The 23,916-nt window shown below is 61.5% G+C and carries 25 protein-coding genes and 1 pseudogene; 4 read left to right on the top strand and 22 right to left on the bottom strand.

Annotation, left to right across the window (positions count from 1 at the left end):
- Window positions 1-116, top strand: a pseudogene (locus VOM14_RS31525) (IS30 family transposase); the annotation flags it as partial.
- Here VOM14_RS31525 and VOM14_RS29175 read toward each other — a convergent pair.
- The gene (locus VOM14_RS29175) at window positions 94-696 is read right to left on the bottom strand and encodes an IS3 family transposase (protein WP_327632191.1); all 603 of its coding nucleotides are present in this window, start codon (window positions 694-696) and stop codon (window positions 94-96) included. The pseudogene VOM14_RS31525 and the gene VOM14_RS29175 sit on opposite strands and share 23 nt — an antisense overlap.
- Window positions 693-1,007, bottom strand: a complete 315-nt coding sequence (locus VOM14_RS29170; protein ID WP_062608513.1) for an IS3 family transposase — start codon at window positions 1,005-1,007, stop codon at window positions 693-695. The genes VOM14_RS29175 and VOM14_RS29170 overlap by 4 nt, the downstream gene beginning before the upstream one ends.
- A gap of 134 nt (window positions 1,008-1,141) precedes the next feature.
- Between VOM14_RS29170 and VOM14_RS29165 the strand changes: the two genes are divergently transcribed.
- On the top strand, window positions 1,142-2,374 hold the full coding sequence (locus VOM14_RS29165) for a site-specific integrase (protein ID WP_327632190.1): 1,233 nt from the start codon (window positions 1,142-1,144) through the stop codon (window positions 2,372-2,374).
- Between the two features lie 3 nt (window positions 2,375-2,377).
- Here VOM14_RS29165 and tnpB read toward each other — a convergent pair whose 3' ends face one another.
- From tnpB to VOM14_RS29115, 9 genes are all read right to left on the bottom strand, one after another.
- Complete coding sequence (gene tnpB, locus VOM14_RS29160) at window positions 2,378-2,497, bottom strand: IS66 family insertion sequence element accessory protein TnpB (protein ID WP_327632189.1); 120 nt, start codon at window positions 2,495-2,497, stop codon at window positions 2,378-2,380.
- On the bottom strand, window positions 2,497-2,961 hold the full coding sequence (tnpA, locus tag VOM14_RS29155) for an IS66-like element accessory protein TnpA (protein WP_327632188.1): 465 nt from the start codon (window positions 2,959-2,961) through the stop codon (window positions 2,497-2,499). The genes tnpB and tnpA overlap by 1 nt, the downstream gene beginning before the upstream one ends.
- Before the next feature lie 389 nt (window positions 2,962-3,350).
- The gene (locus tag VOM14_RS29145) at window positions 3,351-3,890 is read right to left on the bottom strand and encodes a hypothetical protein (RefSeq protein ID WP_327632186.1); all 540 of its coding nucleotides are present in this window, start codon (window positions 3,888-3,890) and stop codon (window positions 3,351-3,353) included.
- 496 nt (window positions 3,891-4,386) lie between these two features.
- Window positions 4,387-5,445, bottom strand: coding sequence for an IS110 family transposase (locus VOM14_RS29140; protein ID WP_327632185.1), 1,059 nt, complete (start codon window positions 5,443-5,445; stop codon window positions 4,387-4,389).
- Window positions 5,446-5,683: 238 nt separating this feature from the next.
- On the bottom strand, window positions 5,684-6,094 hold the full coding sequence (locus VOM14_RS29135) for a hypothetical protein (protein WP_327632184.1): 411 nt from the start codon (window positions 6,092-6,094) through the stop codon (window positions 5,684-5,686).
- Window positions 6,091-6,315: a DUF3717 domain-containing protein gene (locus VOM14_RS29130; RefSeq protein ID WP_327632183.1), complete on the bottom strand. Its 225-nt coding sequence runs from the start codon at window positions 6,313-6,315 to the stop codon at window positions 6,091-6,093. Before VOM14_RS29130 ends, VOM14_RS29135 begins: the two co-directional genes overlap by 4 nt.
- A 50-nt stretch (window positions 6,316-6,365) precedes the next feature.
- Window positions 6,366-6,560: a hypothetical protein gene (locus VOM14_RS29125; protein ID WP_327632182.1), complete on the bottom strand. Its 195-nt coding sequence runs from the start codon at window positions 6,558-6,560 to the stop codon at window positions 6,366-6,368.
- Window positions 6,557-6,871, bottom strand: a complete 315-nt coding sequence (locus VOM14_RS29120) for a hypothetical protein (RefSeq protein ID WP_327632181.1) — start codon at window positions 6,869-6,871, stop codon at window positions 6,557-6,559. Before VOM14_RS29120 ends, VOM14_RS29125 begins: the two co-directional genes overlap by 4 nt.
- A gap of 68 nt (window positions 6,872-6,939) precedes the next feature.
- Window positions 6,940-7,353: an antirestriction protein gene (locus tag VOM14_RS29115; RefSeq protein ID WP_327632180.1), complete on the bottom strand. Its 414-nt coding sequence runs from the start codon at window positions 7,351-7,353 to the stop codon at window positions 6,940-6,942.
- 299 nt (window positions 7,354-7,652) lie between these two features.
- Here VOM14_RS29115 and VOM14_RS29110 point away from each other — a divergent pair, with 299 nt between their 5' ends.
- Window positions 7,653-9,563, top strand: coding sequence for a ParB/RepB/Spo0J family partition protein (locus VOM14_RS29110; protein WP_327632179.1), 1,911 nt, complete (start codon window positions 7,653-7,655; stop codon window positions 9,561-9,563).
- A 268-nt stretch (window positions 9,564-9,831) separates the two neighbouring features.
- Here the strand turns inward: VOM14_RS29110 and VOM14_RS29105 are convergent, their stop codons facing one another.
- Window positions 9,832-10,314 carry a conjugal transfer protein TraD gene (locus tag VOM14_RS29105; RefSeq protein ID WP_327632178.1) on the bottom strand — a complete coding sequence of 161 codons (483 nt, stop codon included), beginning with the start codon at window positions 10,312-10,314 and terminating at the stop codon, window positions 9,832-9,834.
- Between the two features lie 221 nt (window positions 10,315-10,535).
- Between VOM14_RS29105 and traA the strand changes: the two genes are divergently transcribed.
- Window positions 10,536-13,364 (top strand): Ti-type conjugative transfer relaxase TraA, encoded by a 2,829-nt coding sequence (traA, locus tag VOM14_RS29100; protein WP_327632177.1) that lies wholly within the window; start codon window positions 10,536-10,538, stop codon window positions 13,362-13,364.
- Between the two features lie 761 nt (window positions 13,365-14,125).
- Here the strand turns inward: traA and VOM14_RS29095 are convergent.
- The 10 genes from VOM14_RS29095 to virB11 form a co-directional block, all read right to left on the bottom strand.
- On the bottom strand, window positions 14,126-14,854 hold the full coding sequence (locus VOM14_RS29095; RefSeq protein ID WP_327632176.1) for a hypothetical protein: 729 nt from the start codon (window positions 14,852-14,854) through the stop codon (window positions 14,126-14,128).
- Between the two features lie 525 nt (window positions 14,855-15,379).
- Window positions 15,380-16,681: a DUF1173 domain-containing protein gene (locus VOM14_RS29090; protein WP_327632175.1), complete on the bottom strand. Its 1,302-nt coding sequence runs from the start codon at window positions 16,679-16,681 to the stop codon at window positions 15,380-15,382.
- 15 nt (window positions 16,682-16,696) lie between these two features.
- Complete coding sequence (locus VOM14_RS29085; protein WP_327632174.1) at window positions 16,697-17,143, bottom strand: PH domain-containing protein; 447 nt, start codon at window positions 17,141-17,143, stop codon at window positions 16,697-16,699.
- Window positions 17,144-17,227: 84 nt separating this feature from the next.
- A complete protein-coding gene (locus tag VOM14_RS29080) occupies window positions 17,228-18,883 on the bottom strand; it encodes a type IV secretion system DNA-binding domain-containing protein (RefSeq protein WP_327632173.1) in 1,656 nt (551 codons plus the stop codon).
- Between the two features lie 2 nt (window positions 18,884-18,885).
- Entirely contained in the window at window positions 18,886-20,334 is a 1,449-nt protein-coding gene (locus VOM14_RS29075) for a hypothetical protein (protein ID WP_327632172.1), read from the bottom strand.
- An 11-nt stretch (window positions 20,335-20,345) separates the two neighbouring features.
- The gene (locus VOM14_RS29070; RefSeq protein WP_327632171.1) at window positions 20,346-20,945 is read right to left on the bottom strand and encodes a phospholipase D family nuclease; all 600 of its coding nucleotides are present in this window, start codon (window positions 20,943-20,945) and stop codon (window positions 20,346-20,348) included.
- Window positions 20,946-21,167: 222 nt separating this feature from the next.
- A complete protein-coding gene (locus VOM14_RS29065) occupies window positions 21,168-21,821 on the bottom strand; it encodes a hypothetical protein (RefSeq protein WP_327632170.1) in 654 nt (217 codons plus the stop codon).
- Window positions 21,812-22,159, bottom strand: a complete 348-nt coding sequence (locus VOM14_RS29060; RefSeq protein WP_327632169.1) for a hypothetical protein — start codon at window positions 22,157-22,159, stop codon at window positions 21,812-21,814. The genes VOM14_RS29065 and VOM14_RS29060 overlap by 10 nt, the downstream gene beginning before the upstream one ends.
- On the bottom strand, window positions 22,149-22,919 hold the full coding sequence (locus VOM14_RS29055; RefSeq protein ID WP_327632168.1) for a lytic transglycosylase domain-containing protein: 771 nt from the start codon (window positions 22,917-22,919) through the stop codon (window positions 22,149-22,151). Before VOM14_RS29055 ends, VOM14_RS29060 begins: the two co-directional genes overlap by 11 nt.
- Window positions 22,906-23,916, bottom strand: a complete 1,011-nt coding sequence (gene virB11, locus VOM14_RS29050; RefSeq protein WP_327632167.1) for a P-type DNA transfer ATPase VirB11 — start codon at window positions 23,914-23,916, stop codon at window positions 22,906-22,908. The genes VOM14_RS29055 and virB11 overlap by 14 nt, the downstream gene beginning before the upstream one ends.

The following is a 23,916-nucleotide window of genomic DNA, read 5'->3' as shown; positions in this document are numbered from 1 at the left end:
TTGCCAATACGTTGAACACCAGGCCTCGTAAAACGCTCAACTGGCAGACGCCTGCTGAGGCTCTGGACGAGTACCTAAAATCTGTTCAACAATCTAGTGTTGCGACGACCGGTTGAATCCGCCCTGGGACCCCTGATCGGAGTGCAGGATCACACCTTCATGACGCCGTTGGGTCAACGCCATGTCCAGTGCCCGCAGCATCAGTTCGGTGTACAGATGGTTTGACATTGCCCAGCCGACGACGCGCCGGCTAAACACATCAAGCACCACCGCCAGATACAGGAACCCTTCACCGGTGGGCAGGTATGTGGCATCTGCCACCCACAGTACATCGCGGGCATCGGCGCTAAAGTGCCGACGCACCAGGTCGGGGGCGCGGCGAGCCCCTGCGCGTTGCCGCGTGGTGTGGGGCCAGCGCCGCCGGCTTGCACCGCGCAGCCCCGCCAGGCGCATCAGGCGCGCTACGCGCTTGCGTGCGACATGCACGCCCTCACGCGCGAGCTGCGCATGAATACGAGGTGCACCGTATGTGCCGCGCGAGCTCGCATGCAGGGTGCGGATGCGTCCCAGCAACTGCGCGTCACTGCATGCACGCGCCGATGGCTCTCTTGCCAGCCACCCGTAATAGCCGCTCGTGGAGACCCTGAGCAGCCGCGCCATCGTGGCAATGGGCCAGCGGGCCCGGTTCGCTCTCATGAATCCGTATCCTTCGGCGATACGGCTCCCGTCTCCCGGGCAAACCAGGCCGCTGCGTGAGAGAGGATGTCTCTTTCCATCTTCAGTTGCCGATTCTCACGGCGCAGCCGCGAAAGCTCCTGGCGCTCGGCGGTGGTCAGCCCGTCGTGGCGCGTGCCCGCGTCACGCCCGGCCTGCGCCACCCAGTTATAGATGGTCTGCGCGGTCGGCTCGAACTCCTTTTCCAGTTCCTCCGGCGTGCGCCCGGCCTTCACCAGCTCAACCATTTGCGCCCGGAATTCCGCCGGGTACGGCGTACGATGCTTGCCCATTTCGACACCTCCTCTTCAAAAGGATAGGCGTCCGTTTTTGCGGGTCAATCTCAGGTATGGCCTTTCATGATCGCTGTGTCGGCATAACCGTATGATTTCTCAGGCTGGCTATCGCGCTGGCCAGGAGAGATCAGATGAATGCGACATGCACAGTCAGCGAATCCGGCGGGCTGCCGGCCCATCACATCGATGCATTTCTTGGTCGTCTACGGGCGGCACACTATTCCGAGGTGACGCTTCGCAAGAAACGAAGAGTCCTGTATGCGCTCTCTGGGTGGATGAAGGACAGGAACATCGACCTGATTGATCTCGATGAGTCTGTCACGGCTCGTTTTATGAAGCGCATGATCGACGCATCACGAGACCGCGTCCAGCGTGCGCGACCCACCTTACCGCAGTTTCTCGCCTATCTGCGCGCCGAAGCCATTGTGTGCCCGCCGACATTGGGCCGTCAGTCCGCGATCGCGCACGTTTATGGCCGATACCTGGACTATCTGAGGCAGGATCGTGGGCTCGCGAAGAACTCTCTGCTGGTCTATGGCCCGTTCATTCGCGACTTTCTCGACAGCCACGCGGCCGGTGACGGAAGTTTATTGCCAGATGCATTTGACGCGGTAACGATCCGGAATCATCTTCTTGCCCGCAGCAAAGGCCGGTCGTCAGAGTACACGCGGCTGATGGCAGTTGCGCTTCGCTCGTTCTGCCATTTCCTATTTCTGCGCGGCGATACGGCACAAGACCTGTGTGAGTCCGTGCCCGCAGTCCGTAAGTGGCGACAGTCAACTGTCCCGACGTTCCTCACGCCTGAGCAGCAAGAAGTTCTAATTGCGTCTGCAGACCGGTCGACTCCGTGCGGGCGCCGTGACTATGCAATCCTGCTGCTGTTAGCGCGGCTCGGTCTACGTGCCGGAGAAATCGTCGCAATAGAGCTTGACGACATTCACTGGCGTTCCGGGGAACTCGTCGTTCATGGAAAGGGGCAAATGGTCGAGCACGTCCCCCTGCCATCGGAGGTCGGAGAAGCAATTGCAACATACCTCCGCGATGGTCGCGGAGCGAGTGCATCGCGGCGCGTCTTCCTTCGCAGATTGGCACCTCGGGTTGGTTTGGCGGGGCCGGCGGCGATTGGCAAGATTGTTTGTCAGGCCTTCGCACGTGCCGGTTTCCGCCCCGCGTGCCGGGGCGCCGCACATCTGTTCCGTCACGGTCTGGCGACGACGATGATTCGCCACGGGGCCTCGATCGCAGAAATAGCCGAGGTCTTGCGGCACCGCTCACAGGACAGTACTGCAATCTATGCAAAGGTCGCGTTTGAGGACCTGCGCGGGGTCGCGCGCTCATGGCCCTCGGCAGGAGGTGCAATATGACTGCTATCCGCAATCTAGCTGCATCGACTGCTCGACCAGCGTGACGAGGCTGTTGATGCCGGCGCGGAAGTCGATCGGCTCGCGATGCAGGTAGATCTGCAGGTCCGCGTCGAAGCGGAACATCAGCGTGCCCCCAACGCTTCGATCATCGCCTTCACGAGAGCGCCATCGTGTGCGGCGCATTCGAGCTGCAGCGTCACGCCGTTGGGTAACTGTGCAGATAGCCGCGCCGGCGTTGTTGCCTTCGCCGATTCGCCTCCGTGCGACGATCGCCGCACGCTCACCGGCTCGCGATTCGTGCGCACCGGCGCCGCCTCGTTGACCGTGACGACCGGCACGAATGCCGATGGCAACGGCTCGATGCTCACCGTCGCCGCAGCGGCATTCGCGCGCTCGCGCAATTGAATCCACTTATGCAACTGGTTCGCGTTCACGCCAGCCTTCAACGCCAATCCGGCAATTGACGCGCCCGGCTGCAGGCAGGCGTCAATCAGCTTGCGCTTGCCATCGGCGTCAAACTTGCGCTTGCCCGCCGCGGTCACGCCGGTCACTCGCAGCGGAAGGAAATCAACTTCGTTCTGTGTCATCGGTTGCGTCCGCAAGTTGTAGTTGCGGACGCAAGCCTGCGCCCGTTCAGCTTCCGATTCTAGGTGCGCTTAAATTCGCGCTTACACTCAACCCCAATTCAAGGGTTTTGCCACGCCAGATTGTGCCCAGGCCCGCCATATCACAGAGAATTGCCCACGCTATATAGGGGACGGGCGTTTCTCCGCTTATCCAGCGTCTGACCTGGCGGCCGCCATGCTCACTCAGCCCGAGCACCCTGGCAAGAGCCCGACCCGACAGGCCGATGCGTCGCACCACCTCCTGAACTTCAGCGCCCCGAGGACGCTCCCATCCCTCATCCGCCGGAAGCAAACACTCGGCCCGAATAGGTGTATGGATATCAACTGTCATTTTTCTATCGCCTCTTCTCTTAGTCATACTTCCTGGATCGGACGGATCTTCGCGCCCGGTCGATCGCGTCCGCAGCGACCTTTTCCTCCAGCCGCAATCGATGCGCGCGGAACTCATGTTCTGGCCACCGCTCTTCGCACTCCTCGAGCGCCTTGACTGCCTGATCGCGAGTCATCGGGTGCGTGTACCCCGGCCATGGTTCGTACACGTCGCCGCCGGCACTCGCCACCCGTATACGCACGGCACGCTGGATGATCCAGTCGTCCGTCCAGATTTCGGGGGCCGCCGAAGCTTCAATGGCATCGGCGCCAACTTCCGGCAGGTTGCGCTCATCAAAGTGTCGCTCTCCCGTCGACGTGTCGAGCAGCGTAACGATCGCTTCGACGAATCGTTCCTGCAGGTCAACTGCATCTCGCCATGCCTCCCCTGGATCGTCGTATTCCGTCAGCGTATCGCCAAGCTGCGCGTGTCTGAATCCGACCGCCCCCCACTGGTCAAAACTGAGCACCACATCGACGTGGTGGTTCGCGCCGTCATCCCAGACCTGCACTCGAAACATGGTGCCCTCCTGATCCTGAACGATTCATTGGTGCCTCTGTCCTCGATCCAGCCCCCACGGCTTCGCCGCGGTGGAAACACGCAGCCTGCGGCTGCTTGACGACCCCGGCCACAGTTGCACGGCGCCTCACCGGATCGTCCCTCCGCTGCCGCTGCGGGTCGGCGCTCTCCCCACGCCTCCTATAAGGACCTCCCGTTAAAACCAAGTTGTATCTTTTAATTCCATTCCATAGTCATCTTTCAATCATCGCGACGCGGCACGAAGCGGCTGGCAGACTGCACACCTACAATCGGCCTCTCGATGTCAGCATTGCTGACCGTGGCCCGGATAATAACCGCGCAGCGGGACTCCATTCGTGCGTCGGCACATGCGAGATCGCATTGCCTGGGGACCCGTCGAGTTCTCCCGCTGCCGGTCTGACCTGTCGCTTATCCTTACCGGGTGTCTGCGATGAAGTACAACATGGGCTGCTTCAACTTACGATGCTATCGGTCCTTCATTGTGCTGCAACCCCATGGGGCTGCCCGTCGTAGGACGGATCAAATCGCTGACCTTTCGCCAGGATCGCCCAGAGCACACGTGCGTGCTTGTTGGCGATCGCAATCAGCGCCTTGCCGTAGCCGACGCGTTCAACTAGCTGGGTAACCCATCGCGCCAGTCGGTCCTGTCTGCGTCGGGCTGCCGTCAGCGTGACCCGCGCGCACTGGAACAGCAGCGTGCGCAGATACGCATCGCCCTGCTTGGTGATGCGGCCGAGCCGCTCCTTGCCGCCGCTACTGTTCTGCTTTGGAACAAGCCCGAGCCATGAAGCGAACTGCCGGCCGTTGCGGAACTGGCGGGCATCTCCTACCGTGGCACTCGCGGCGGAAGCAGTGATCAACCCGACACCGAACATTTCCGTGACGCGTCTCGCGTCAGGATCATTCTTTGCATGCTGGGCGACCTGTTTGTCGAACCAGTCGATCTCTGCGTCAAGCTCGACAATTCGCGTCCACCCTCGCAACAATGCCACCCGCGTGAGTCCGGGCAATTCGTTCCCCCCGTCCTCCACTGATTCGGCGAACCTCTCCCTGAACCGGTGAATGCCCTGCGGAAGAAATATCCCGAATTCGGCAACCAGGCCGCGAAGCCGGTTGACCAGCGCAGTACGCTCCTCAATCAGACCCTGGCGCATGCGATGCAACACGAGCGCGCCTTGCTGGGCTGGTGTCTTGACCGGAACGTAACGCATATGCGGCCGACTGGCGGCTTCGCAAATTGCCTCGGCGTCCACCGCATCGTTCTTGACAGAGCTGCCGCCCTTGCGATACGGCACCACAAACTGCGGCGGAATAAGCCTTACATCATGTCCGTATTCGCGAAGTCGGCGCGCCCAGAAATGAGAAGCTGTACAGGCCTCCATCGCGACCACGCAAGGTGCCAGATTCGCGAACCACTCAAGAAACTTCTCTCGCGTGACTGCCTTCCTGATCACCACGTGTTCCGCGATATCGACACCATGAAGCTGCATCACGTTCTTCGCCAGATCAACGCCTACACGGACAATCCTGTTCATGACGTTCTCCTTGCTCGATTGATCGGACCTGCGCCACCATCGTGGCATATCCCGGCGCTCGCGTGAGGGAGGTCCTTATCAATTCGTGCGCCTCGATCCGGGCGCGCAGGCGCGCGCGATAAGCTCCCGGCCAATACGAGCCCTGGTTTAGCAGGAAGGGGGTTGCCCGGCACCCCGTGTCTGCGATCGGACTGGCGGGCCGGAGCCTGCCAGCCTCGGACACAGATACACGTGCCCGTTACCAACCAACGTAGTTCAGCAAAAGCTCCGCGATCAGCTTGCGACGAACAAGGTCCAGCCCCGACAGGTCGGCAAAGCCCCTGATGCCTGCTTTCTCCCACAGAAGAACGCTATCGTCCGAGTTGTAGAACGAATACAGCGCGGCAAGGAAAGTGCGTTCGCCGCTGCTGAGAACACCGAAGGCGTCGAGAATGACCGCGCTATTGGGTGCGAGCGCCCATTTGTCTTTCGCGTTCTCGACGGCCTCTCTGGTGCCATCGCCGAAATACACCGGACCGGCCAGCATGACAGCCTGTTTCCATGCCTCAAAAAATCGCGCGGGCGCGGCAGTAAAATGGGCGTCGCTTTCCTCCTGCTCGCGGCGAAACTGTTCGAGCGCTTCGGGGGGGAACTTCGATTCGTCGGTCATAGCGGCAATTCCTGTTGATAAAGGGCAGTGGTCACAGCTTCCACCTGCTCGACAGACAGCGAAGACACGTCGATGGCCGTTGCGTGCGTGTAGATCATCTCGCCATAGATATCGGCAAGGTGACGCGCTTTCGGGCACAGCGCCGCGTCTTCTCCTGACGCCTGGCGGTTTCGCCACACGTTGATCGCCTGTTCAATCTCGGCAATTGTAAAGGTTGGCATGTCACGCTCCGAAGCCCGCGTGTGTACACGCGGGCGGTTCAGGGTTCAAGTTAGCGGGCGAACAACACTTCGTAGAGTCCGCCCCGGTCGATCGACATTTCGGCATCCGGCAACTTCGCCACACCGCAGATGAAGTCGAACGGGCCGCGGTACGGCAGCATTTCAAGAATCGTCTGATTGCCGAACCATGTGCGCAGCACGTCGCCTCGCTTCAGTTCGCAACCTCGTTTCAGTTCTGTCGTCATGCGGCACGCCCGCGAGTGTGGCGGACCGCTTCGTGAACCGCTACCAGAGGCGCGCGGGGTGGTACGAGGTCAAACTCCGAAAGCGCGACGCGCGCGATCGCGCGAAGCTCGTCGCGGTGCATGTCGATCGCATGACCGTCCCGGTCGAGCATGTTGGCAATGCGGTGCAGCGCGTCGGCGGTCTTCGCCGCCGCATCCGCCGACAGCGCCATACGGAACAGTTCAGCACGCACGATTTCACGGTCCCCGTACTGGTAGACGGCCAGCAAAGGCAGCAGTGCGGTCAGCCAGGTTGGGCGAATTTGCGTCATGTCCATTTTTTCCTCACTGATTTTCAGATAGGGCGAAAGACCCCAGCCCGCAGGCCGGGGCTGGTTGATCAGTCGATAGCGCGGAGAATGTTCGCGGCCTCTGCGTGCTGCGTCGCGAAGGCACGCAGGGAGTGGTAGTGGTCAATGATCCTGTCATCGCCGCACTGTTCCGCCAGGTGGCACAGGGCGAACAGCGTGACGACGATCCCGAACGCATCCGCGCCCATCATGTCGCTGTAGCCGTTCATATGCCACCGCACATGCACCCGTCCGCAGTTCGATGGGGCCATATAGAAGCCGCCGTTCGACAACTGGAAGAAGTCCCACGAACCGCCGTTGTAGGCGCTCGAAAGGCGCGCGGCCCAGTCATACACCAACGACTCGCCCTGGAGGTATTGCGCGCCCAGGTAGTGAGGAAGGAAATTCAGACGCAACTCATCAACAACGACGTTTGACGAGATTCTGGTTTCATTATCAATCACGGTTATCTCCGGTTATGGCCATCGCACCACGCGAGGCACAACTTAATTATAGTGACATTTTGTCCTAACAACATGACATTTTGATTTTCATTTTAAATCAGTCTTGCTATTCAATTAATAATTTCAAACGATACTCATCTATAAAATCTTTACTTAGGTCATTATGTCCTTATAATGGTTATGTGCCTCGCGTGGTGCGATGGCCATAACCGGAGATAACCGTGGATCAAATCGTTGAAAACCGTGCAACCGAAACCGTTGTCGAAAGCCGTTTCGGCAACGACGCCCAGATCGAGTACGTGCCGCTCGGTCTGCTATGCAAGTCGCCGCACAACGTACGCCGCAAAGCGCCTACCGGCATCGAGGCGCTGGCCGGGAACATCGCCGCAGCGGGCGTCATGCAAAACCTCGTCACCCACGAGATGAAGGCGCGCGGCAAGCAGCGCAAGCTGGGCGTATGCGCGGGCCAGCGTCGCCTGCTCGCACTGGAACTGCTGCGCACGACTGGCCGGATCGATGACAGCTACCCCGTACCGGTCAAGGTTGTGAGCGAAGCCGATGCCGTCGCCGTGTCGCTGATCGAGAACCAGCAGCGCGAGCCGATGCATCCGGCGGACGCCTGCGAAGCATTCCGCCTGCTGGTCAATGAAGGCCGTACGGTGGACTACATTGCGGCTCTTTTCTCGCTGTCTGAAATCCAGGTGCAAAGGCACCTGAAACTTGCGAACGTGTCGCCCCGCCTGATCGACGTCTTTCGCGATGACGGCATGACGCTGGAACAGATCCGCACGCTTGCACTGACGGACGATCACGAACTGCAGGAACGCCTGTGGTTTGACGCCGCCCAGGCGTGGCAACGCAACCCGGCGCAGCTACGCGCCGCGATCACGAACAGCGAAATCGACGTGGCCGACAGCAACCTGGTTACGTTCGTCACGCTCGACGCGTATGAGGCGGCAGGCGGTCACGTTCGCCGGGACCTCTTTAGCGACGAGCAAAACGCCGGGTATGTGACCGACGCCGAACTGCTGCATCGCCTGGTCGCGGAAAAGCTGGTTTCGGTTGCGCAGACCATGAGCGCCGAAGGGTGGATTTGGGTGGAGACACGCGTACGGCGTGACTTTTCCGAAATGGCCCGCTTTGGCCGGTTGCCGTCGGCGTCGCGCGAGTACACGAAGAAGGAAAAAACCGAGCTTCGTACGCTGAAGAAGGCGAGCGAACAGGCCGCAGCGGAACTGAACGCATACTACGACGCCGAAGTCGAAGCCGAGGACGACGCCCGCCGCGACGCACTGGAAACCGCAGCGGACGCCGCTTCCCAGGCGCTGGACGACTTTGCTGAACGCCTCGAAATCTGGAGCGACGACCAGAAGGCGCGTGCCGGTGCATTCGTGACTCTCGACCATGACGGCAAGGCCGTGATCGAGCGCGGACTGGTCAAACCCGAGGACCGGGCCAGCGTGAACCGCGAAGGTGTGACGGGTGCTGACGAACTGCCAGCGCCAGCAGAAAAGCCGCTGCACGGCAAAGACCTCAGCAGGCGATTGACGGCACACCGCACCGCCGCCGTCCAGATCGAACTTGCACGGAACCCGGTGGCCGCACTGGCAGTACTGATGCACCGCCTGATCCCGGTGGTGTTCGATGACCGCTATGTCTGCGTCTACGACCAGCATGCCGCCGACGTGCGGGCCACATGCTCACACAACCGCCTGTTGCAGGCAGCGGACGACATGGAAGCCAGCGCGGCATGGAAAGAGATTTCGGCCGAGCGCGAAAAGTGGGCCGCGCTGCTGCCGAAGCGTTTCAGTGATGTGCTGCCCTGGCTGATGACGCAGAGCGAAGACGTGCTGAGCAACCTGTTCGCCTTCTGCGTGGCCGCGACCGTCAGCGGCGTGAGCGAATCGGATGGCGCACACCCGGTGAACGTGCTGATGAATCTGCTGAACGTCGATATGACGCAGTACTGGACGCCGACGCGAACGAGCTATCTGAACCACGTTTCGAAAGCACGTATCGTTGACGTGGTCGCGCAAGCGCTCTCCCCCGAAGCGGCGGCACCACTGGAGAAATTGAAGAAAGACGCAGCGGCAGAGACAGCAGAACGGTTGCTGGCTGATGCACGCTGGTTGCCCGAGGTGCTGGTGAGCCGGGAGACGCCGGTCGTATGGGATGACGACGAAGACGAGGAGGAGGAAGAAGCCGTCTAAGCGAGCCGAGCGCCGCGCCCCGGAAGTATCTGTACCGGGGCGCTGATCGATACCGGCTCATTTTCCAGAATCCCTTTTTATGCCTCCGGCGCGTCGTTCCCCTCGACGCGCCTTTCCGTTTTCTGCAAGCCCGAAGCCACGCAGACCGCTGCAATATCGCGCGCGCCTGCGCGCCCGGATTGAGGCGCTCACCCCGCACCGACAGGTGCGGGGGGGAGAGCGCCGACCCGGAGCGCAGCGTAGGGGCGATCCGGCTGGGCGCAGTGCGTTACGCGGGGACTTTCTCCGCCGCGGCCGCGTCAGCCGCGACCTCCGCGCTGGCCTGCGACTCCGCCTTTTTCTCATTCTCACGCGCAGCGATGAAAGCGTCACCGCGTTTCTTAAGCGTGCGCTGCAAATCGTCGTCCGTTCTGAACTGATCGAGCGCCCATAGCAGCGCACCGGTCAGCGTGCCGCGATCCACCGGAAAATCAACCATTGAGACGATGCCGCCGAGTTCGATCAGTTCGCGCGTGCGCGCCTTGCGTTGATCCTCGCGCCGCGCGCTCAGCATGCGGGCCGCTTCGGCCTTCATCGCGTCGGCCTTCTGGTTAATTTTCTCCAGTCGGACCAGTTTGTCTAGCTGGCGGGACTCCTGTGCTGATGGAGCCGGAATCGCCGCCAGTTCGACTAGCAGCGCTTGCGTGGCGGTTGGCGACTTCAAACCCTTGATGTACTGGACGTGTTCCGTGAGCCATTCGGCCTTTGCCATCATTTTTCTCCTGGATCAAATTCACGTTGCATCGAGCGACAGCGCAGACCGACCATTCAGCCCCTTCCTGCAAGCCATTCCGGATTATGAAAATCGCAAAAGCGAGCTAGTAGGGAGGCGCGACCCGGTAGTATCTGGCGAGCAAAGCGAGTCAAAGCGCGCTTCCGCGTTTCTATGCTAGCATAGAAACAGCTTATGATAAGACGAAAGCCAAGCCGCCAATGCCAACGTACCATTTGAGCGTGAAAGCAGGTGGGAAAGCCGCCGCAGGGGAACACGCAAAGTACATTGCGCGGGAGGATCACTACGCCTACATTTCCCGCGGCGGCCGGTACGAGGCGCGCGGCGACCTGAAGATGACCGAGAGCGGCAACATGCCGGCGTGGGCCGCGCACGACGCGAGCATTTTCTGGCAGGCAGCGGACACCCATGAGCGGGCAAATGGTCGGCCGTACACGGAAATCGAGGTATCGATTCCGCGTGAACTGGACGATGAACAGCGCGTCGCGCTCGTGCGTGAGTTTGTTGAACACACACTCGGCGAGCGTCATGCGTACACGTGGGCGATCCACAATCCGGCGGCAAGCGACGGACTGGAACAGCCGCACGCACACATCATGTTCACGGAACGGGTGAACGACGGCATCGCACGCGATCCAGCGCAGTACTTCAGGCGATGGAATGCCAAAGAACCCGAAAAAGGCGGAGCCGGAAAGGACCGCTATCTGAGCAGTCGCCAGTTTGTTCGCGACGTGCGCGAAGAATGGGCGGTCACCGCCAATCACTTTATGGCACGGGCGGGTATCGAGGCCCGCATTGACCATCGCAGCTACCGGACGCTGGGCATCGACCTGGAGCCGTCCGTGAAAGTGGGCGTCGCGCGCTACGCGGGCGAGCGTGGCGTGATGGCCGGATTGCTCGAAGAGAATCGCCAGCGCGCGTACCGCAATGGCCAGCGGCTGCTCATCAATCCGGCGATCGGTGTCGCCGCCCTGACGATCAATCAATCCACCTTCTCACGTCGCGACGTCGAGCAGTTCGTCTTTCGCAATACCGACGGTGCCGAACAGTTCCGGCAGGTGTACGCGCGGCTGATGAATTCGAAGGAACTGCTCGCGCTGAAGGATTCCGGTCGCAACGGCGAATGGTTCACGTCGGCGGATCTGCGTGCGATTGAGGTCCGGCTGGTCGATCGTGCTCGCGCAATGAGTCGCGCTGACGACAGCACGGTGGGCGACGCCGCGGTGCGTGAAACGCTTCGCGCGACCCGAAAGTTCAATGCGGGACAGGATGCGGCTTTTGTCGCGCTCGCTGGCAGCGGCCAGCTGGTGGTGGTGAATGGTGCGGCGGGTACCGGCAAAAGCTATGTGCTCGCCGCAGCCCGCGAAGCACTCGAGGCGGACGGACTGCGCGTGATGGGCGCAGCCCTGCAGGGCAAGACGGCCGACGACATGCAGCGTGACGCCGGCATTGCGAGCCGGACGCTGCACAGTCTGCTTTCGGGCATCGAGCGTGGTGCCGTCACCCTGAACGCGAAAACCGTTCTGGTGATCGACGAAGCCGGGATGGTCGGCTCCCGGCAGATGGAAAAACTGCTTGGCCACGCGCAGGCGGCGGGTGCGCGCGTGCGCCTGGTGGGCGATGCGTGGCAGCTTCATGCGGTCGACGCCGGGGATGCTTTCCGCGCAGTGTCGCGCGAAGCGGCCGCAGCAAACGGCCTCGAAAGCCTGACCGAGATCAAGCGGCAGGACGAGCCCTGGCAGCGCGAAGCAACGTCGGCGCTGGCCCGGCACGATGTGCCAACGGCCGTGTCCGCGTATGCGGAGCGCGGTGGCGTACAACTGTATTCGACCGTCGCCGACGCGCGCGAACAGCTGATCGCGCAGTGGCAGGATGATCGCCGGGTCAGTCCCGGCAAGACCCAGCTGCTGCTGACTCACACCAACGAAGAGCGCTGCGCGCTGAATGCGCGCGTGCGCGAATTGCGACGGGTCGCTGGCGAGCTGGGTGCCGAACAGACCGTGCGAGCCGAAGACAGGCAGATCGCGATCGCCGACGGCGAGCGCATCATGTTCCTGCAGAACGAGTACGTGATGCAGGTGAAGAACGGGACACTGGCCACCGTCGAACGGATCGATGCACCGGCTGACAGGAAAGCGCCCGGCGCCGTCCTGCACGTGCGGCTCGATGATGGCCGACAGCTCGCGGTCGATACGGCGCAGTATGGCCACTTCGATCACGGTTACGCGCTCACGGTCCACAAGAGCCAGGGTGTGACAGTCGATCGCGCGTACGTGCTGGCCACGAAGAGCATGCACGCCGAGCTGGCCTACGTCGCGATGACCCGGCACAAGGAAAATCTGATTGTGGCGGCCGGCCGGGATGAGTTCGCGGACGGCGCAGCGCTGATGCGCAGCCTGTCGCGTGCCGACGAAAAATCGTTCAGCGCGCAACATGAGCTGCAGCGGGAGCGTGATCGCCGGCCGGAACTGGGCTACCGGCACACGCTGAACCGGCGTCGTGTCGAATTCTCGAATGCACCCCGGCCGCAACGGGCCGAAAAGACCCTCGATCGTACAGTCGAGCAGTATGCCGATGCCCTCTCCGCTGCGGCGGCCGCAAACCGGGCAGGCAAGCCGGTGCCCGCAAAGGACCGCGCGGCGCTGAAGCGGGCGAGTGTTGGACTGAACCGGCTCGATCCTGGAATGCGCCGCGAGATCCGCCACGTAGTCGAGCGGGATGACCGCGCCTGGCGCGCGCTCGTTGAGCTCAGCGGCCCCGCGCGAGCGGCGGCGCTTGTCAACGAAGTAGCGCAGGCCCGGGCGCAGCGCGCCGGCATCGACGCGGCAGCTGCCGGACACCCGCAAGCGCTGACGCCAGCCACCGCGTCACGGCGTTTCGCCGACCTGACGCCAGAAGAACGTCAGGAACGGCGCAACGAGTTCAAGGCTCAACTGCGCGAAGCAGCTGGCCAGGCGGTCGAGCGAGATAAGCCACCGCGTGAACGCACGGCATCGCGCGGACGTGGCGGGCCAGAAATCGGTGATTAATCTGGTTATCGGGATAATCGGCCAACGTTGAATGAACCAATTGACATGAACATAGCCCTATGTTTGGGCGATGCCCCTTCGCCGCCTCGGAATGGCGTTGTTTTATAGCCCGCACTTAATCAGGTGCGGGCTTTTTTATTGCTGTTTTCGGCGTAGAAATATCCAATACCGCTGGATATTTCGGCGATGGCGGATTATTTCCTGTTCTGCAGACTTTCTGGGGCCCTTGTGAGCAATAGCGTTTGCTGGGCAATCAGGCGAGCACGCGAGCGCGTTGATTTACGGGTGTGCCGCAGGCACGCGCGTAAATCTTTTATCGCGCACTTAGGGATTCGGCGGCCGTAGGCCGGCGTAGCCCTTAGTGCCTGCCCCGCAGAAGTCCCGGTAAACGGCTTTGGTTCCGTCCGTCCTCTCTGAGGACTGGATAGAAGCGTGCGTAGCACGCGCAGGCCGACGTGGAACGTCGGGGCGGAGGACCGTAGGTCCGGAGGGTAGGCGCTTTTTCACCGGCCGGTAGTGAAAAGAGACCGTGATTAAGAACCGACAGTTAAACCGCGCCTTTCCCGACACTTATTTGATTGGGCATTGCATCAACTGTGGATAACTCTGCGGGCGGGTTGCGAGATTGCCTTTCAAGCGGTGCCGTGCGTACGCGAATCCGCCGGAAATAGTCTAGGGAACGCACGGCGGCCGCTGACCAGCGAAATCCGGACGAGCCGGTGCCTCGCACGGCGCGTTAGGCTGGTCGAGCGGGAAGAGGGCTAGCTGCGCGGAGGCGCGAGCTGCTGTCGCGCGAGCCTGAAACAGGTTTCGTGGTCCAAGGAAGGATCGGCCTGTTTGATCTGGCCGGCGCGGATCTGGATCTGCCGCTCGAACTCGGCTTCAGCATCGACGGCCATGCCCCCGGCCCTTCCAGTCGGCCCGGGCCGCGAGCGGTCGGCACGTTCCGCCACACAGTTTTTCAAGCCTGCCAACCAGAGCTGGCCACGGGCGTGCTCACGCGTCTCGCGCCGGCGCTGTTTGACGTCGGCGGCCGCCCGCATCTGCTGACGCAGTGCCGCCTTGCTACGCTCGTGCCGCAGCCATTTCGCGAGGCCAAACGCGCCGAATAGCGCCGCCGGCAAATACTTGATCGCAGCCAGTCCTCTGTAGTTACCATCATTGATGCGCTCACAGCGCGGCCGCACCGAGGTCAACCCGGCCTTCTGCAGGTCGTGCATTGCGCGCTCCGCGCGCCGCTGATCAAGTCCAGCCTGCTCGGCCAGGAACGGCAGCGTCAGGTTCTGCATGCCACCGTCCGTCGACGGAATACCCACGCGCAAAGTCAACAGATCGAGGTATTTGAGGCTTGCGCGCAGCAACTGCATGCACGCGACGCTGCGTTCGGTGCGTTGCTGACGCGTCGAACCGTTCGCGCGGTTCAGGCTCGGCAACCACTCGTCGGGCGCATCGAGATAGCGCCCGAGGCGGTGCATCAGTTCGGTCAGCACGCGCGGGTGTCCGCCCGCCCCGGTTCGGGCCGGGTTCGGCAACCCTGACGGGAGTGCCGCGACGCGACGTGCGTGCAACTGACCGGACATGCCGGAGGCGGTCCGGGCTTAACGTGGCATCAGGAACACCGAGGGAAGAAACGGCTTTCGCCTGCATCGCCCTGTCAGGCAGGGCGGCGCAGATATTGCGAATGGAACGGGGATGGGCCGTCCGGCCCAGTTGGCTAGTCGTCGATTCATGCAGTCACTCATTTTTTTACGATCGGACGCCCACGGGCGACGCTTGACACAGAGTGAAGAGTTGCTAGAATCGAAACGCGCTGAATTCGATGTCTCTAGCACTTCTCCCTGTGCTGGCTGTCGTCAAGAACTACCCTCGCTGCCAGGCGGGGGTTTTTCTTTTGTAGGTTCGGTTTTGTCGTGTGCTACGCAGTCCTGCTGAACAGAAATAGAAATCTTCCGACCGAAGCGGCTCATGACTTTTGTTTGCACCAAAAACGGTGAGCCGGCTCAGTAACCCTCGCCTCACCATGCAGACTCCTGCGCCGCTGATGATGCGGATGCATCCGCCGCAGCTGCATTGACTTCGTCCAACGTATTGCCGGCGCGCATCGATGGTTTTGCCGCACGGGCCAACGTCGGCGCTGGCAGTTCTGGCATCTCCTCACCCGCACGCCAGATCCACGACGGCATGTCGCTTTCTTCGATCAAGCTCGACAGCGCATCCTCGTCTTCCTGCTCAACACCCGGCGGCTGCACATACAGCGCAACCGGCTTCGGTAATACGTCGGCCAGCACCGCGCACGCGAGCGGCTTGTTCCCCGCCAGGTTGTATCGAAGGCCCTTTACGAAGCGGCGCTGGTGCGCCGTGAGCGCATCGAGCATCAGCTTGTCGTAAGCATGCTCGAATGGAATCCATCTGGAAGACACGACCATGACGGCCAGCGTCTCGATCGAGGCGATCCCGGTCGGGTTCAGGCCGAAGGTTGCAATGAACACCAGGTGCGAGTCCTCGATGCTGTCCCACAGTGCCAGTTCGTTGACAAAGCGCTTCTGGAGTCGTCGATGCAGGTCCTCGCTCAGCATGAACGGAAAGTCCGGGAGGTGTTTTGCGACGATCTTGAAGCCATACCGCGACTCGGCAATCTCCTTCACTTCTCCGATCGCAATCATCAGTTTGCGGGCCTTCTTGCTGGCGGCCAGTTCGGCCATGTGCGCGATGCGACGCTGTGCAATGCCTGCCGCGTGTTCCAACGAGAACGATTCGGGCACATACAGTGACCGCCCCAGCGGCTCTCCCTTTGACACCTTGCCGGCTGCAGCCTGCAGAAGGAATTTGCGCACGACGTACCAGCTGCGCTTGCCCTCCATCGCCGGATACCAGCGATTCAGGCCAGCCTCTTCCCACATGTAGTGCAAGGTGCCGCGCAGCGTCAGTTTTACCCCGTCTGTACGCACCGTATCGGCCGCGGCGCCTGATGGAGCTGGAGCTGCCCTACCCCCCGTTTTCGAGAGGCTGAAATCGAGCTTGAGTGTGGTGACGCCATCCTCGATGTTCTCCTGTATAGCCTCACCTTTCACCTCGCCCAACCCGGACAGTTCCGCTGGCGGCTCGTATGACACGCAGTCCGGCGCATGTGCGCCTCCTGTGTTCGGCATGCGCTTGATCACATGGTGTTCGCCGACTTTTGCGACGTACATCGGCACACCGACCGGCGTACACATGCACAGCGGCCGCACCTTTTCGCCATGCGCATCGGCCAGATATGCCTGCAGGTCATCGGCATTAGCCGCGACGATTACATCGTCAAATCGATATTCATGCATGATGCCCTCCAAGTGTCAGACCCGCCCCATATTCACTTCCCGAATACCCTTGTCGTCGCGCAGCGCGATCGCAGCACGGTTGAGCGCGTTGCGCATCTGTTCCGCGTTGACCATGCCCGGCAGACACCAGCGCGGGTTGTTCGAATCACTCGTCAGGATGACGACCGTCCCCACGTTAAACACTCGTTGCCACCACGGGTGAAGCGAAATCACATCCTGAATGCGGAACAGCTCGAGGCTCGAAACCTTCCGGCTCAGAATTCCCTGTCGGCAGGTAATCCGCTCCATGTCGATCACGATTTCCGTGAGCGCCGTTTCGACGAATACAAGCGCGAGCCGCGCCAGGCAGACCAACACAGGCGCAACAACTACGACGGGAGACACAGTCCACCTCGAGGCCGCCCATGAAAAGACAACGGCCAACCCACCGATCGCGACGCTGGTGCCAAACAGGTCCGGCATGTTGATAACCTGCGACGGCGTGCGTGCCGTGAAAAATCACGGCCGGCTGAGGAGATGCCGGCATGAGCTTGGTCTTGCGATCGGTCATGGTCCGGGGGCCCCGATGATGATTGCTGCCGTGCCGCCAGCCTGCGCCGCAGGCACTGGAGAGGCCGGCGCGGGGACCACGACCGCCAGCTTGGTCTCATGCGGCTGCGCCTCGATATAGGCCGGCACGCGCACTGGATAATCGCGCACGCCGAACTTGATCTTTGCGAGAGGCCAGTCCTTGCCGTATTTCAGATAACCGTTCAGGTCGGGCAGGTTCGATAGTTGCGATGACGTGACGACGAGCTCAGGATCGCGCTTACGCTCGCGTGTGTTGATCCGCCACTGGCCCTGCACGCCGATCGGGTGGCGCTCCACTTCGTGCCAGCCGATCATCTCTGCAACGTTCTTGGTTGTCAGTGCATTGGCCCCTCCCAATGCAAGCAGACTGCGGAAACACGAAAGCGTCGCTTTCGCCGGTAGATCTCCCAGTTGCTGATGCAACTGAACCAGATCCTGCAGGTCCCCCACGACGCACAGGCCATGCTTTCGGCCCTTCGATACCGCTGCCTCGAAACTGTAGAGGCGACCGAGGGATGCCAATTCGTTCTTGAATACCCACAGACGCCGGTCGAACGTTGGCGCCTCACTAAGGATCATCGCGTAGATCAGGTCGAGCCAGACGGGGATCGTCGGACCTAGCGCCGTTCGCTGGTCTTCACGCCATGTAATCCAGATGTTCCCGCCGTTCTCGTCGCTCATCCAGCGACGGATCGAGAAATCGCCATCAGGAATGCGACGCAGCGGCCGGATGTACTTGTTCAGCGTAAAGATGATGCTGGCCGTCGCCCTATCCGCATCCTTCGCGAAGAAGCCCACCGAATCCGTATCCTCAAGGTACTTTTGCAACACTGGACGCTGCTCGCGCACCAGCAAATCAGTGAGCGTCACCATGTCGCGCATGTCGTCGCCGGCGAGCTTGTTCATCGTGTCCGCAAGCAGCGCGCGTGCATAGCCCGCCCACTCTTCGGCCTGATCGCCGTTCTGCGGTGGAATCGCCGAATGTGCGAGCCGTTCGAAGTCGAAACCGTGATCGACCTCGTTGAACAGCGACCAGCCGACGCACCGGGCGTCGTACGGGTTGATCACGATGTCGCCTGGCAAATAGAAGCGCGACATGAGCGAGCCGTTCGGATCAACCGCCACCATGCGGTCATCGCGGCGCAGTGCCGATGCGATCAATCCATTAATCGCCTGACTCTTGCCGGAGCCTGGCGCACCCACGACGATCAGGTTCTGCGTTTCGAGATCCGTCGGCACCTCGACGCCACAAACGGCGACTGGCACACGCGGCGCATCGCCGTGTTTCACGGCCTGTTTGCGGTACTGATTGTTATGTCGCGCGATGCGGCTGCTCAGCTGGTGCCGGTTTTCCATCTTCGTGCCACGAATGAATTTGGCGTACCGGTAGCCTTCGAAGCCATTGAACAGGTATTCGTGGCATGCCCATGCGGCACCCGCTGCAAGCGCCGCACCCGGCACCGCGCCCCAGAAAAGCAAGGGATCATGCACGGCGGCCATGAAGCCGTGAATGATCCCAGCAGGAAACGGCAGCGGCGGATAACCTGCCAAAGTGAAGGACACGCAAAGGCCAAGAACGAGCGCGAGCACCGCGCCCGTCCACTGCATCATCACGATTTCGTGCTTTTGCATGATCAGCCGATCCCGTGCCCTTCACGTTGCTTTCCCGGCCTGACGGCCTCCCTGGCCCGCTCCGAGACGGCCTGCTTGCCATCGCGCGTAAAGCCGGCCGACTCGCGCAGGTTCCCGAAGAACTCGGCGCGGCGCTCAAGCTTTTCGTGCGCATTCAGCTCGGAAAATTTCTTGCGCGGCCCCGTCTCTGCACGCACGACGCTGGCACCTTCCGCCTGCTGCGTCTTGCCCGCGTCAGTCGACTTGCCGGCATCTGGAGCGCCCCGGTCGGCGGAATCCTTCGTTTTGTTTCGACCAAGTTTCTTGAAACCCGCAACCCCGTCGACGGACTTCTTTGCCTCTGGGGTCTGGCCACTGTTATCACCTAGCGCAGCTCCTGGCGTTCGCTTGCCGGTTCCCATTTCGATGACATTGGACTTTTGCGTGGCCGGTTTCTCCGCGGCCTTCTCTGCTACGTTCTCGACCGGAGCCGTACTCTTTCCACTGCCGCGCGAGAAGAACGCATTGCGCGCAGCTTCGATCGCGGCCTTGTCAGGTGTCCCCGCTGCATGCACCCTGCCCGCGTTGGCTTCCCTCATTTCGCGCAGCATTTCAAGTGTGGCTTTGGCCTGTTCAGCACTAACCCCCGAGGTCTTCGCGACCGTATCAACAGTCGCCGCAAATTTAGCCGGATCTTTCAGGGTCTCCAGCGACGTATCAATACTGACGCTCTCTTTCGCGCCCGCTGCCGCAGCCTTGCTCGCCGCTACTTCGACCGTGCGCTCTGCGGTCTTCTGCGCGGTCTTCTCCGGCCCCTCGATCGCGCGACGCACCTGCGCCCGTAATGCCTGCTCCTGCGAATCGAGCTTGATCTCAGCAAGCTCCAGCTCACGATTGCGGGCTTCCAGCGATTTCGCCCAGCCGTCAAGGGTCTTGGGATAGGTCCGTGTGGCACCTTTGTCGTCGACGCGCGACTGCGCCTTTGCGAACATGTCGGCGATTTCCTGCCGACTCCATTCGCGCGGCACATTCAGATCCTTGTTCGCATGCAGGATCTCGGCGGTCTTCTTCGCATCGATCAACGCAAGCTTGTTCAGACCTGACAGCAGCGACGCCCGGTCGGTAATCTGCTCGGCCCGCTGTGCCTGCTCGACTTCTTTTTCGGCTAACGCCTGCTCAAGCGCACCCCGCATCGCGGCCGTGTCGATCAGCTCACCTTCTTTCAGGCCGAAGCGTGTCTTGAGCGCCTTGGCATCGGTCGCGAGCTGCTTGTCTTCACGGCGCTGCTGGTCCTCGCGCTCGACCGCCTGCGCGACTGCGTGCGGCTCTCTTTTAAGCCAGTCCTGCCGGTATGCAAGATTTTTCTGGCGCGCATCGAGGCTCGCGCGACGCTGCGCAAGCGCCTGTTCCTGCTCCGCAAGCTGTTGCTGACGCTCCTTGTCGCTAAACCGCAATACGGTGTCTTCAAACATAAAAACCTCCGTCAGTTCGACGCCTGCCCGGACCAGGGGCGCCCTTGGTTAAACCGGCTTTGCCAGTGCTGCTGATACGCCTGCGCGACGACCGGCACATGCCACATCACCACAGCGTTTTCGCTGTTGTACCTGGCCGCCGACGTCGTGTAATTGAAGCTGCCCGTCTCGACCGATTCACCGTCGATCACCATGAATTTGTCGTGATGGATCGGATACACGTCGATCGTCCGGACACCGACGCCCGCACCCGACAGAAGATCGAGCGCGATGCGGCCTTTGCCACTGCGATCCTCGACCAGGTTGCTCTTCCGATCGGCAACCACCGCCACGTCAACGCCGCGCCGATGCGCGTCGATCAGCGCCTGCACGATCGCCGGCGACGTAAAGCTGTACGCCGACAGGTGCACTGAATGCCGGGCCGTACAGATCGCTTTGAGAACCAGCCGCTCGGCAGAACCTTCCGGCGAGAAACCCGTGTCGATTGCGGGACCGTCAGGGGCTACGCATGCCGCTTGGGCACTGCTCGAGTAGGTCAGAAGGGGAAAGGCAAGAACCGCCAGGGCCGACGTGCCGGCTGCAGATCTGAGAGAACGATAGAGTCTGCTCATCCTCGCCCTCACCGGCCCTGACCCAATAACTCGACGTGCTTCGCGACGGCGACGTCAACACTAGAAAAATTTCCTTGCGTCTCGCCACCGTGCCAGAGAATGTGTCTAGGCTTACCCTGAATAATGCAACTGGCAATTCGCCATCCAGTCGGATGAACCAGTTCAAACGGACCGACCCGTGTCCAACCATGCGCTGCCGCGTAAGTCATCCCCGCCACCCTGTTAGTAATGAATTCGTGTCTGCAACTGGCCCGCCTCGTACACGTCGACCGCGTTCGGCGATTGCGGCTGTTGCCAGACGATGTGGTCATACACAGTGACGGTGACTGGATCGCCGTCGTATCCGCCACCGTCCCGCCCGTTTCGCGAGCTCACAGCCAACGCATCGCCCGAGGGATCGCCATACACCTGATACGCACCGACCTGGCTGCCCACACAGGCCTGCGGCCCGTAATACGCGTAACCGCTATTGAGATCCGCCACGGAAGGCCTCGGCGCTCCGACTAGTGCGAAACCACCCATGCCGCTGTACGGACGAGCCCCGGCCTTACGTTGCCCTTCGGCCACCCAGGCGCCAGCCGCCGCGGCCGTTGTGCCAGCAGGGCATGGGTCGTATGGTGTGTTGTTCTGGCGGACGGTCATGTCCGAGTCTTTGCACTGCGGCCAGCCGCGCCCGTGACGGAGATCGTCCATCAGATGATCCATTGCCGGCCCGCAGGTAGACGGCGCCCACGGCCCTCCATTCGATGACGGGTTGCCCAGACAGATCACAATGCGGCATCCGTAGTCGTCATCGGCACGGGCTATGCCGGCGTGACCGCCAGCAGCGAGCACCGACATGACCAGCATCAGCCTGATTCCGTTTTTCATCGCCATGCCCCACCCCTTTCCAAAGAAAGCGTCCTTCGCTCGACCCTCATGGTTCGCCAGGCGCTCCACGTATTGCGCACGGCCAGACCCAACAGACAGAACGGCGACGCAGCCACCGCACCCAACCACATCAAGGCAAGCACGGGCGGCAGCAGGATCCAGCCTCCGCTCTCCCGCACCAGCCGGGCGACCAGATAAAAGGACATAGGCACCATGAGCGCCGCGAATTGCACTCCGGCCCCAGGCTGGTGATGCCACCATTGCAACGCCGCCACGCACGCCGTGACGGCATAGACGTCCAGCACCAGGGCGGCAGCAAGCATGCGAAATTGGTTACTGGTCATCGACGGCTCCAGACGCCTTTACTGCCTTGCGCGAATCGCTGCCCTGGCCATTGACCTGACCGTCTTCGTCGTCGTCACCATAGGTCGTGAACCAGTCGTCTTTGGCCGCAGACTTTGCGGCGCGCTCCGGCCGTGCCGCCGCGCGACGTGCGGGTCCACCTGCAGGGCGAACGTCTGGAACAATCTCGATCGGCTGCGCCCCCTGCACACCGGATGCCGGGACGGCAGCCGCCACCTTTTGCGCGTATGCGGCACCCCGCGTCAGATCGCCGCTGTAATAGCAGGAGAGCGCCGCTCGTACCGCGTCATCAGCCTGCGCAAATTGCGGTTTCGCTCGGGCGTAGCACGCTTTAAGAATCGCGGCACCGGTCCTGAGGTTCGTGCAGGGTTCGAAAATGCTCTCTATGGTCTGTCCGTAACGCGCCAGATTGTGTACGTTGACCTGCACCAGTCCCATGCTGTAATTCCAGCCTCCGGCATCGAGCGCCTTGACGGTGGCCAGCGCTTCCGGAAGATTCTTTGGCTGTCGCGCAAGATGGCCACCGACAACGCCAATCGCGAACGGATTGCTGCTGCTCTCGACTGTCGCCACGCGCCCCAACAGCGCGTGATGAACATCAGGGGCGCACTCCTGGGCCAGCGAGACAAAGGAGGCTGCAACCGGTGGGGAAGCGACCTGCATATCCACTTGTGACGCTTGAGCGGACAGCAGCATCACACCAAGCGCCAGAGGCACGACGAGCGATTTAATGGGAGACATAGAGCACCTTGCTGATTCCCCGCACCCCATCGTCATAGCGATGCATCTGCACCACGACGTCGATGAGACTACGGGCATAGTCGATAATCTCGGCACGCTGCAAGGTCGAGCCGAAGCGCATGACCATCTGCGCGAGTCGTTCGAACATGTGCTCGGGGCTGGTTGCGTGCAGCGTCGTCATCCAGCCGCCGTGACCGGAATTCAGCATTTCGAGCGCGACGTATGCTTCAGCGCCACGCAGTTCGCCCGGAATCACGCGATCAGGCGACAGGCGCAACGACGCTTCCATCAGTTCAACTGGCGTCACATTTGCCGTGCCCTGATTACCCCGCGAATAGAGCAGGTTCACCGTGTTGGCCTGCGGCGGGCGCAGCTCGCGCGCGTCTTCAATCGTCACGATCCGCTCAGCTGGCGAGATCTCTTTCAGGAGCATGTTGATGAACTCCGTCTTGCCAGCAAAAGTCGGTGCACTCACAACGATGTTCTTTTTCGCCTTGACGGCGAGCCGCAGGAAGGCTGGCCAGTTGCCGTCGCGGTATAACATCGCCAGCTTCCTGCCAGTGTCTTCCGCATCGGGCAATGGTTCATTGACCCGCCTGAAAGCACCGCTTTCCTCGTAGTACTGCATCGTCAGATCAAGCGTTGACGGTTTGCGGATCGCAATCGCGATCGTGCCGGGCGGCACCGCTGGGGGTTGGACAATCTGAATACGGAAATCGCGATTCCCCGGCCCCGTCAGTTCCGAGGGGATCGAGGCCGCGAGAAGCGGGCGCTTAGCATCTGTCTCCTGGTCCGAGTGATGCGCCACCAGCTCGGCAAAGTCCCGCAACGTGCTTTCGGTCAATACCGGCGTATCCACTCGCTCCATGAAGCGAATGCCCTTCCGGCCGGCCCATACGACGCCAGGACCATTCACCGCGATCTCCGAGACATCGACGTCATCAAAGAGCGGGCGGATGGACTCGGTGCGGTTGAAGAATGCCGGGACGATCGACAT

The sequence above is a fragment of the Paraburkholderia sp. MPAMCS5 genome (genome assembly GCF_036016995.1).
Lineage (GTDB): Bacteria > Pseudomonadota > Gammaproteobacteria > Burkholderiales > Burkholderiaceae > Paraburkholderia.
Note: the sequence above shows the minus strand (reverse complement) of the source record. Positions and strands in the feature narration are given on the sequence as shown.

Excerpts from the sequence above, each read along its gene's own strand:
- VOM14_RS29175 (WP_327632191.1), bottom strand. The coding sequence starts at position 696 with ATGAGAGCGAACCGGGCCCGCTGGCCCATTGCCACGATGGCGCGGCTG.
- VOM14_RS29170 (WP_062608513.1), bottom strand. The coding sequence starts at position 1,007 with ATGGGCAAGCATCGTACGCCGTACCCGGCGGAATTCCGGGCGCAAATG.
- VOM14_RS29165 (WP_327632190.1), top strand. The coding sequence starts at position 1,142 with ATGAATGCGACATGCACAGTCAGCGAATCCGGCGGGCTGCCGGCCCAT.
- tnpB (WP_327632189.1), bottom strand. The coding sequence starts at position 2,497 with ATGTTCCGCTTCGACGCGGACCTGCAGATCTACCTGCATCGCGAGCCG.
- tnpA (WP_327632188.1), bottom strand. The coding sequence starts at position 2,961 with ATGACACAGAACGAAGTTGATTTCCTTCCGCTGCGAGTGACCGGCGTG.
- VOM14_RS29145 (WP_327632186.1), bottom strand. The coding sequence starts at position 3,890 with ATGTTTCGAGTGCAGGTCTGGGATGACGGCGCGAACCACCACGTCGAT.
- VOM14_RS29140 (WP_327632185.1), bottom strand. The coding sequence starts at position 5,445 with ATGAACAGGATTGTCCGTGTAGGCGTTGATCTGGCGAAGAACGTGATG.
- VOM14_RS29135 (WP_327632184.1), bottom strand. The coding sequence starts at position 6,094 with ATGACCGACGAATCGAAGTTCCCCCCCGAAGCGCTCGAACAGTTTCGC.
- VOM14_RS29130 (WP_327632183.1), bottom strand. The coding sequence starts at position 6,315 with ATGCCAACCTTTACAATTGCCGAGATTGAACAGGCGATCAACGTGTGG.
- VOM14_RS29125 (WP_327632182.1), bottom strand. The coding sequence starts at position 6,560 with ATGACGACAGAACTGAAACGAGGTTGCGAACTGAAGCGAGGCGACGTG.
- VOM14_RS29120 (WP_327632181.1), bottom strand. The coding sequence starts at position 6,871 with ATGACGCAAATTCGCCCAACCTGGCTGACCGCACTGCTGCCTTTGCTG.
- VOM14_RS29105 (WP_327632178.1), bottom strand. The coding sequence starts at position 10,314 with ATGGCAAAGGCCGAATGGCTCACGGAACACGTCCAGTACATCAAGGGT.
- traA (WP_327632177.1), top strand. The coding sequence starts at position 10,536 with ATGCCAACGTACCATTTGAGCGTGAAAGCAGGTGGGAAAGCCGCCGCA.
- VOM14_RS29090 (WP_327632175.1), bottom strand. The coding sequence starts at position 16,681 with ATGCATGAATATCGATTTGACGATGTAATCGTCGCGGCTAATGCCGAT.
- VOM14_RS29085 (WP_327632174.1), bottom strand. The coding sequence starts at position 17,143 with ATGCCGGACCTGTTTGGCACCAGCGTCGCGATCGGTGGGTTGGCCGTT.
- VOM14_RS29080 (WP_327632173.1), bottom strand. The coding sequence starts at position 18,883 with ATGCAAAAGCACGAAATCGTGATGATGCAGTGGACGGGCGCGGTGCTC.
- VOM14_RS29075 (WP_327632172.1), bottom strand. The coding sequence starts at position 20,334 with ATGTTTGAAGACACCGTATTGCGGTTTAGCGACAAGGAGCGTCAGCAA.
- VOM14_RS29070 (WP_327632171.1), bottom strand. The coding sequence starts at position 20,945 with ATGAGCAGACTCTATCGTTCTCTCAGATCTGCAGCCGGCACGTCGGCC.
- VOM14_RS29065 (WP_327632170.1), bottom strand. The coding sequence starts at position 21,821 with ATGGCGATGAAAAACGGAATCAGGCTGATGCTGGTCATGTCGGTGCTC.
- VOM14_RS29060 (WP_327632169.1), bottom strand. The coding sequence starts at position 22,159 with ATGACCAGTAACCAATTTCGCATGCTTGCTGCCGCCCTGGTGCTGGAC.
- VOM14_RS29055 (WP_327632168.1), bottom strand. The coding sequence starts at position 22,919 with ATGTCTCCCATTAAATCGCTCGTCGTGCCTCTGGCGCTTGGTGTGATG.
- virB11 (WP_327632167.1), bottom strand. The coding sequence starts at position 23,916 with ATGTCGATCGTCCCGGCATTCTTCAACCGCACCGAGTCCATCCGCCCG.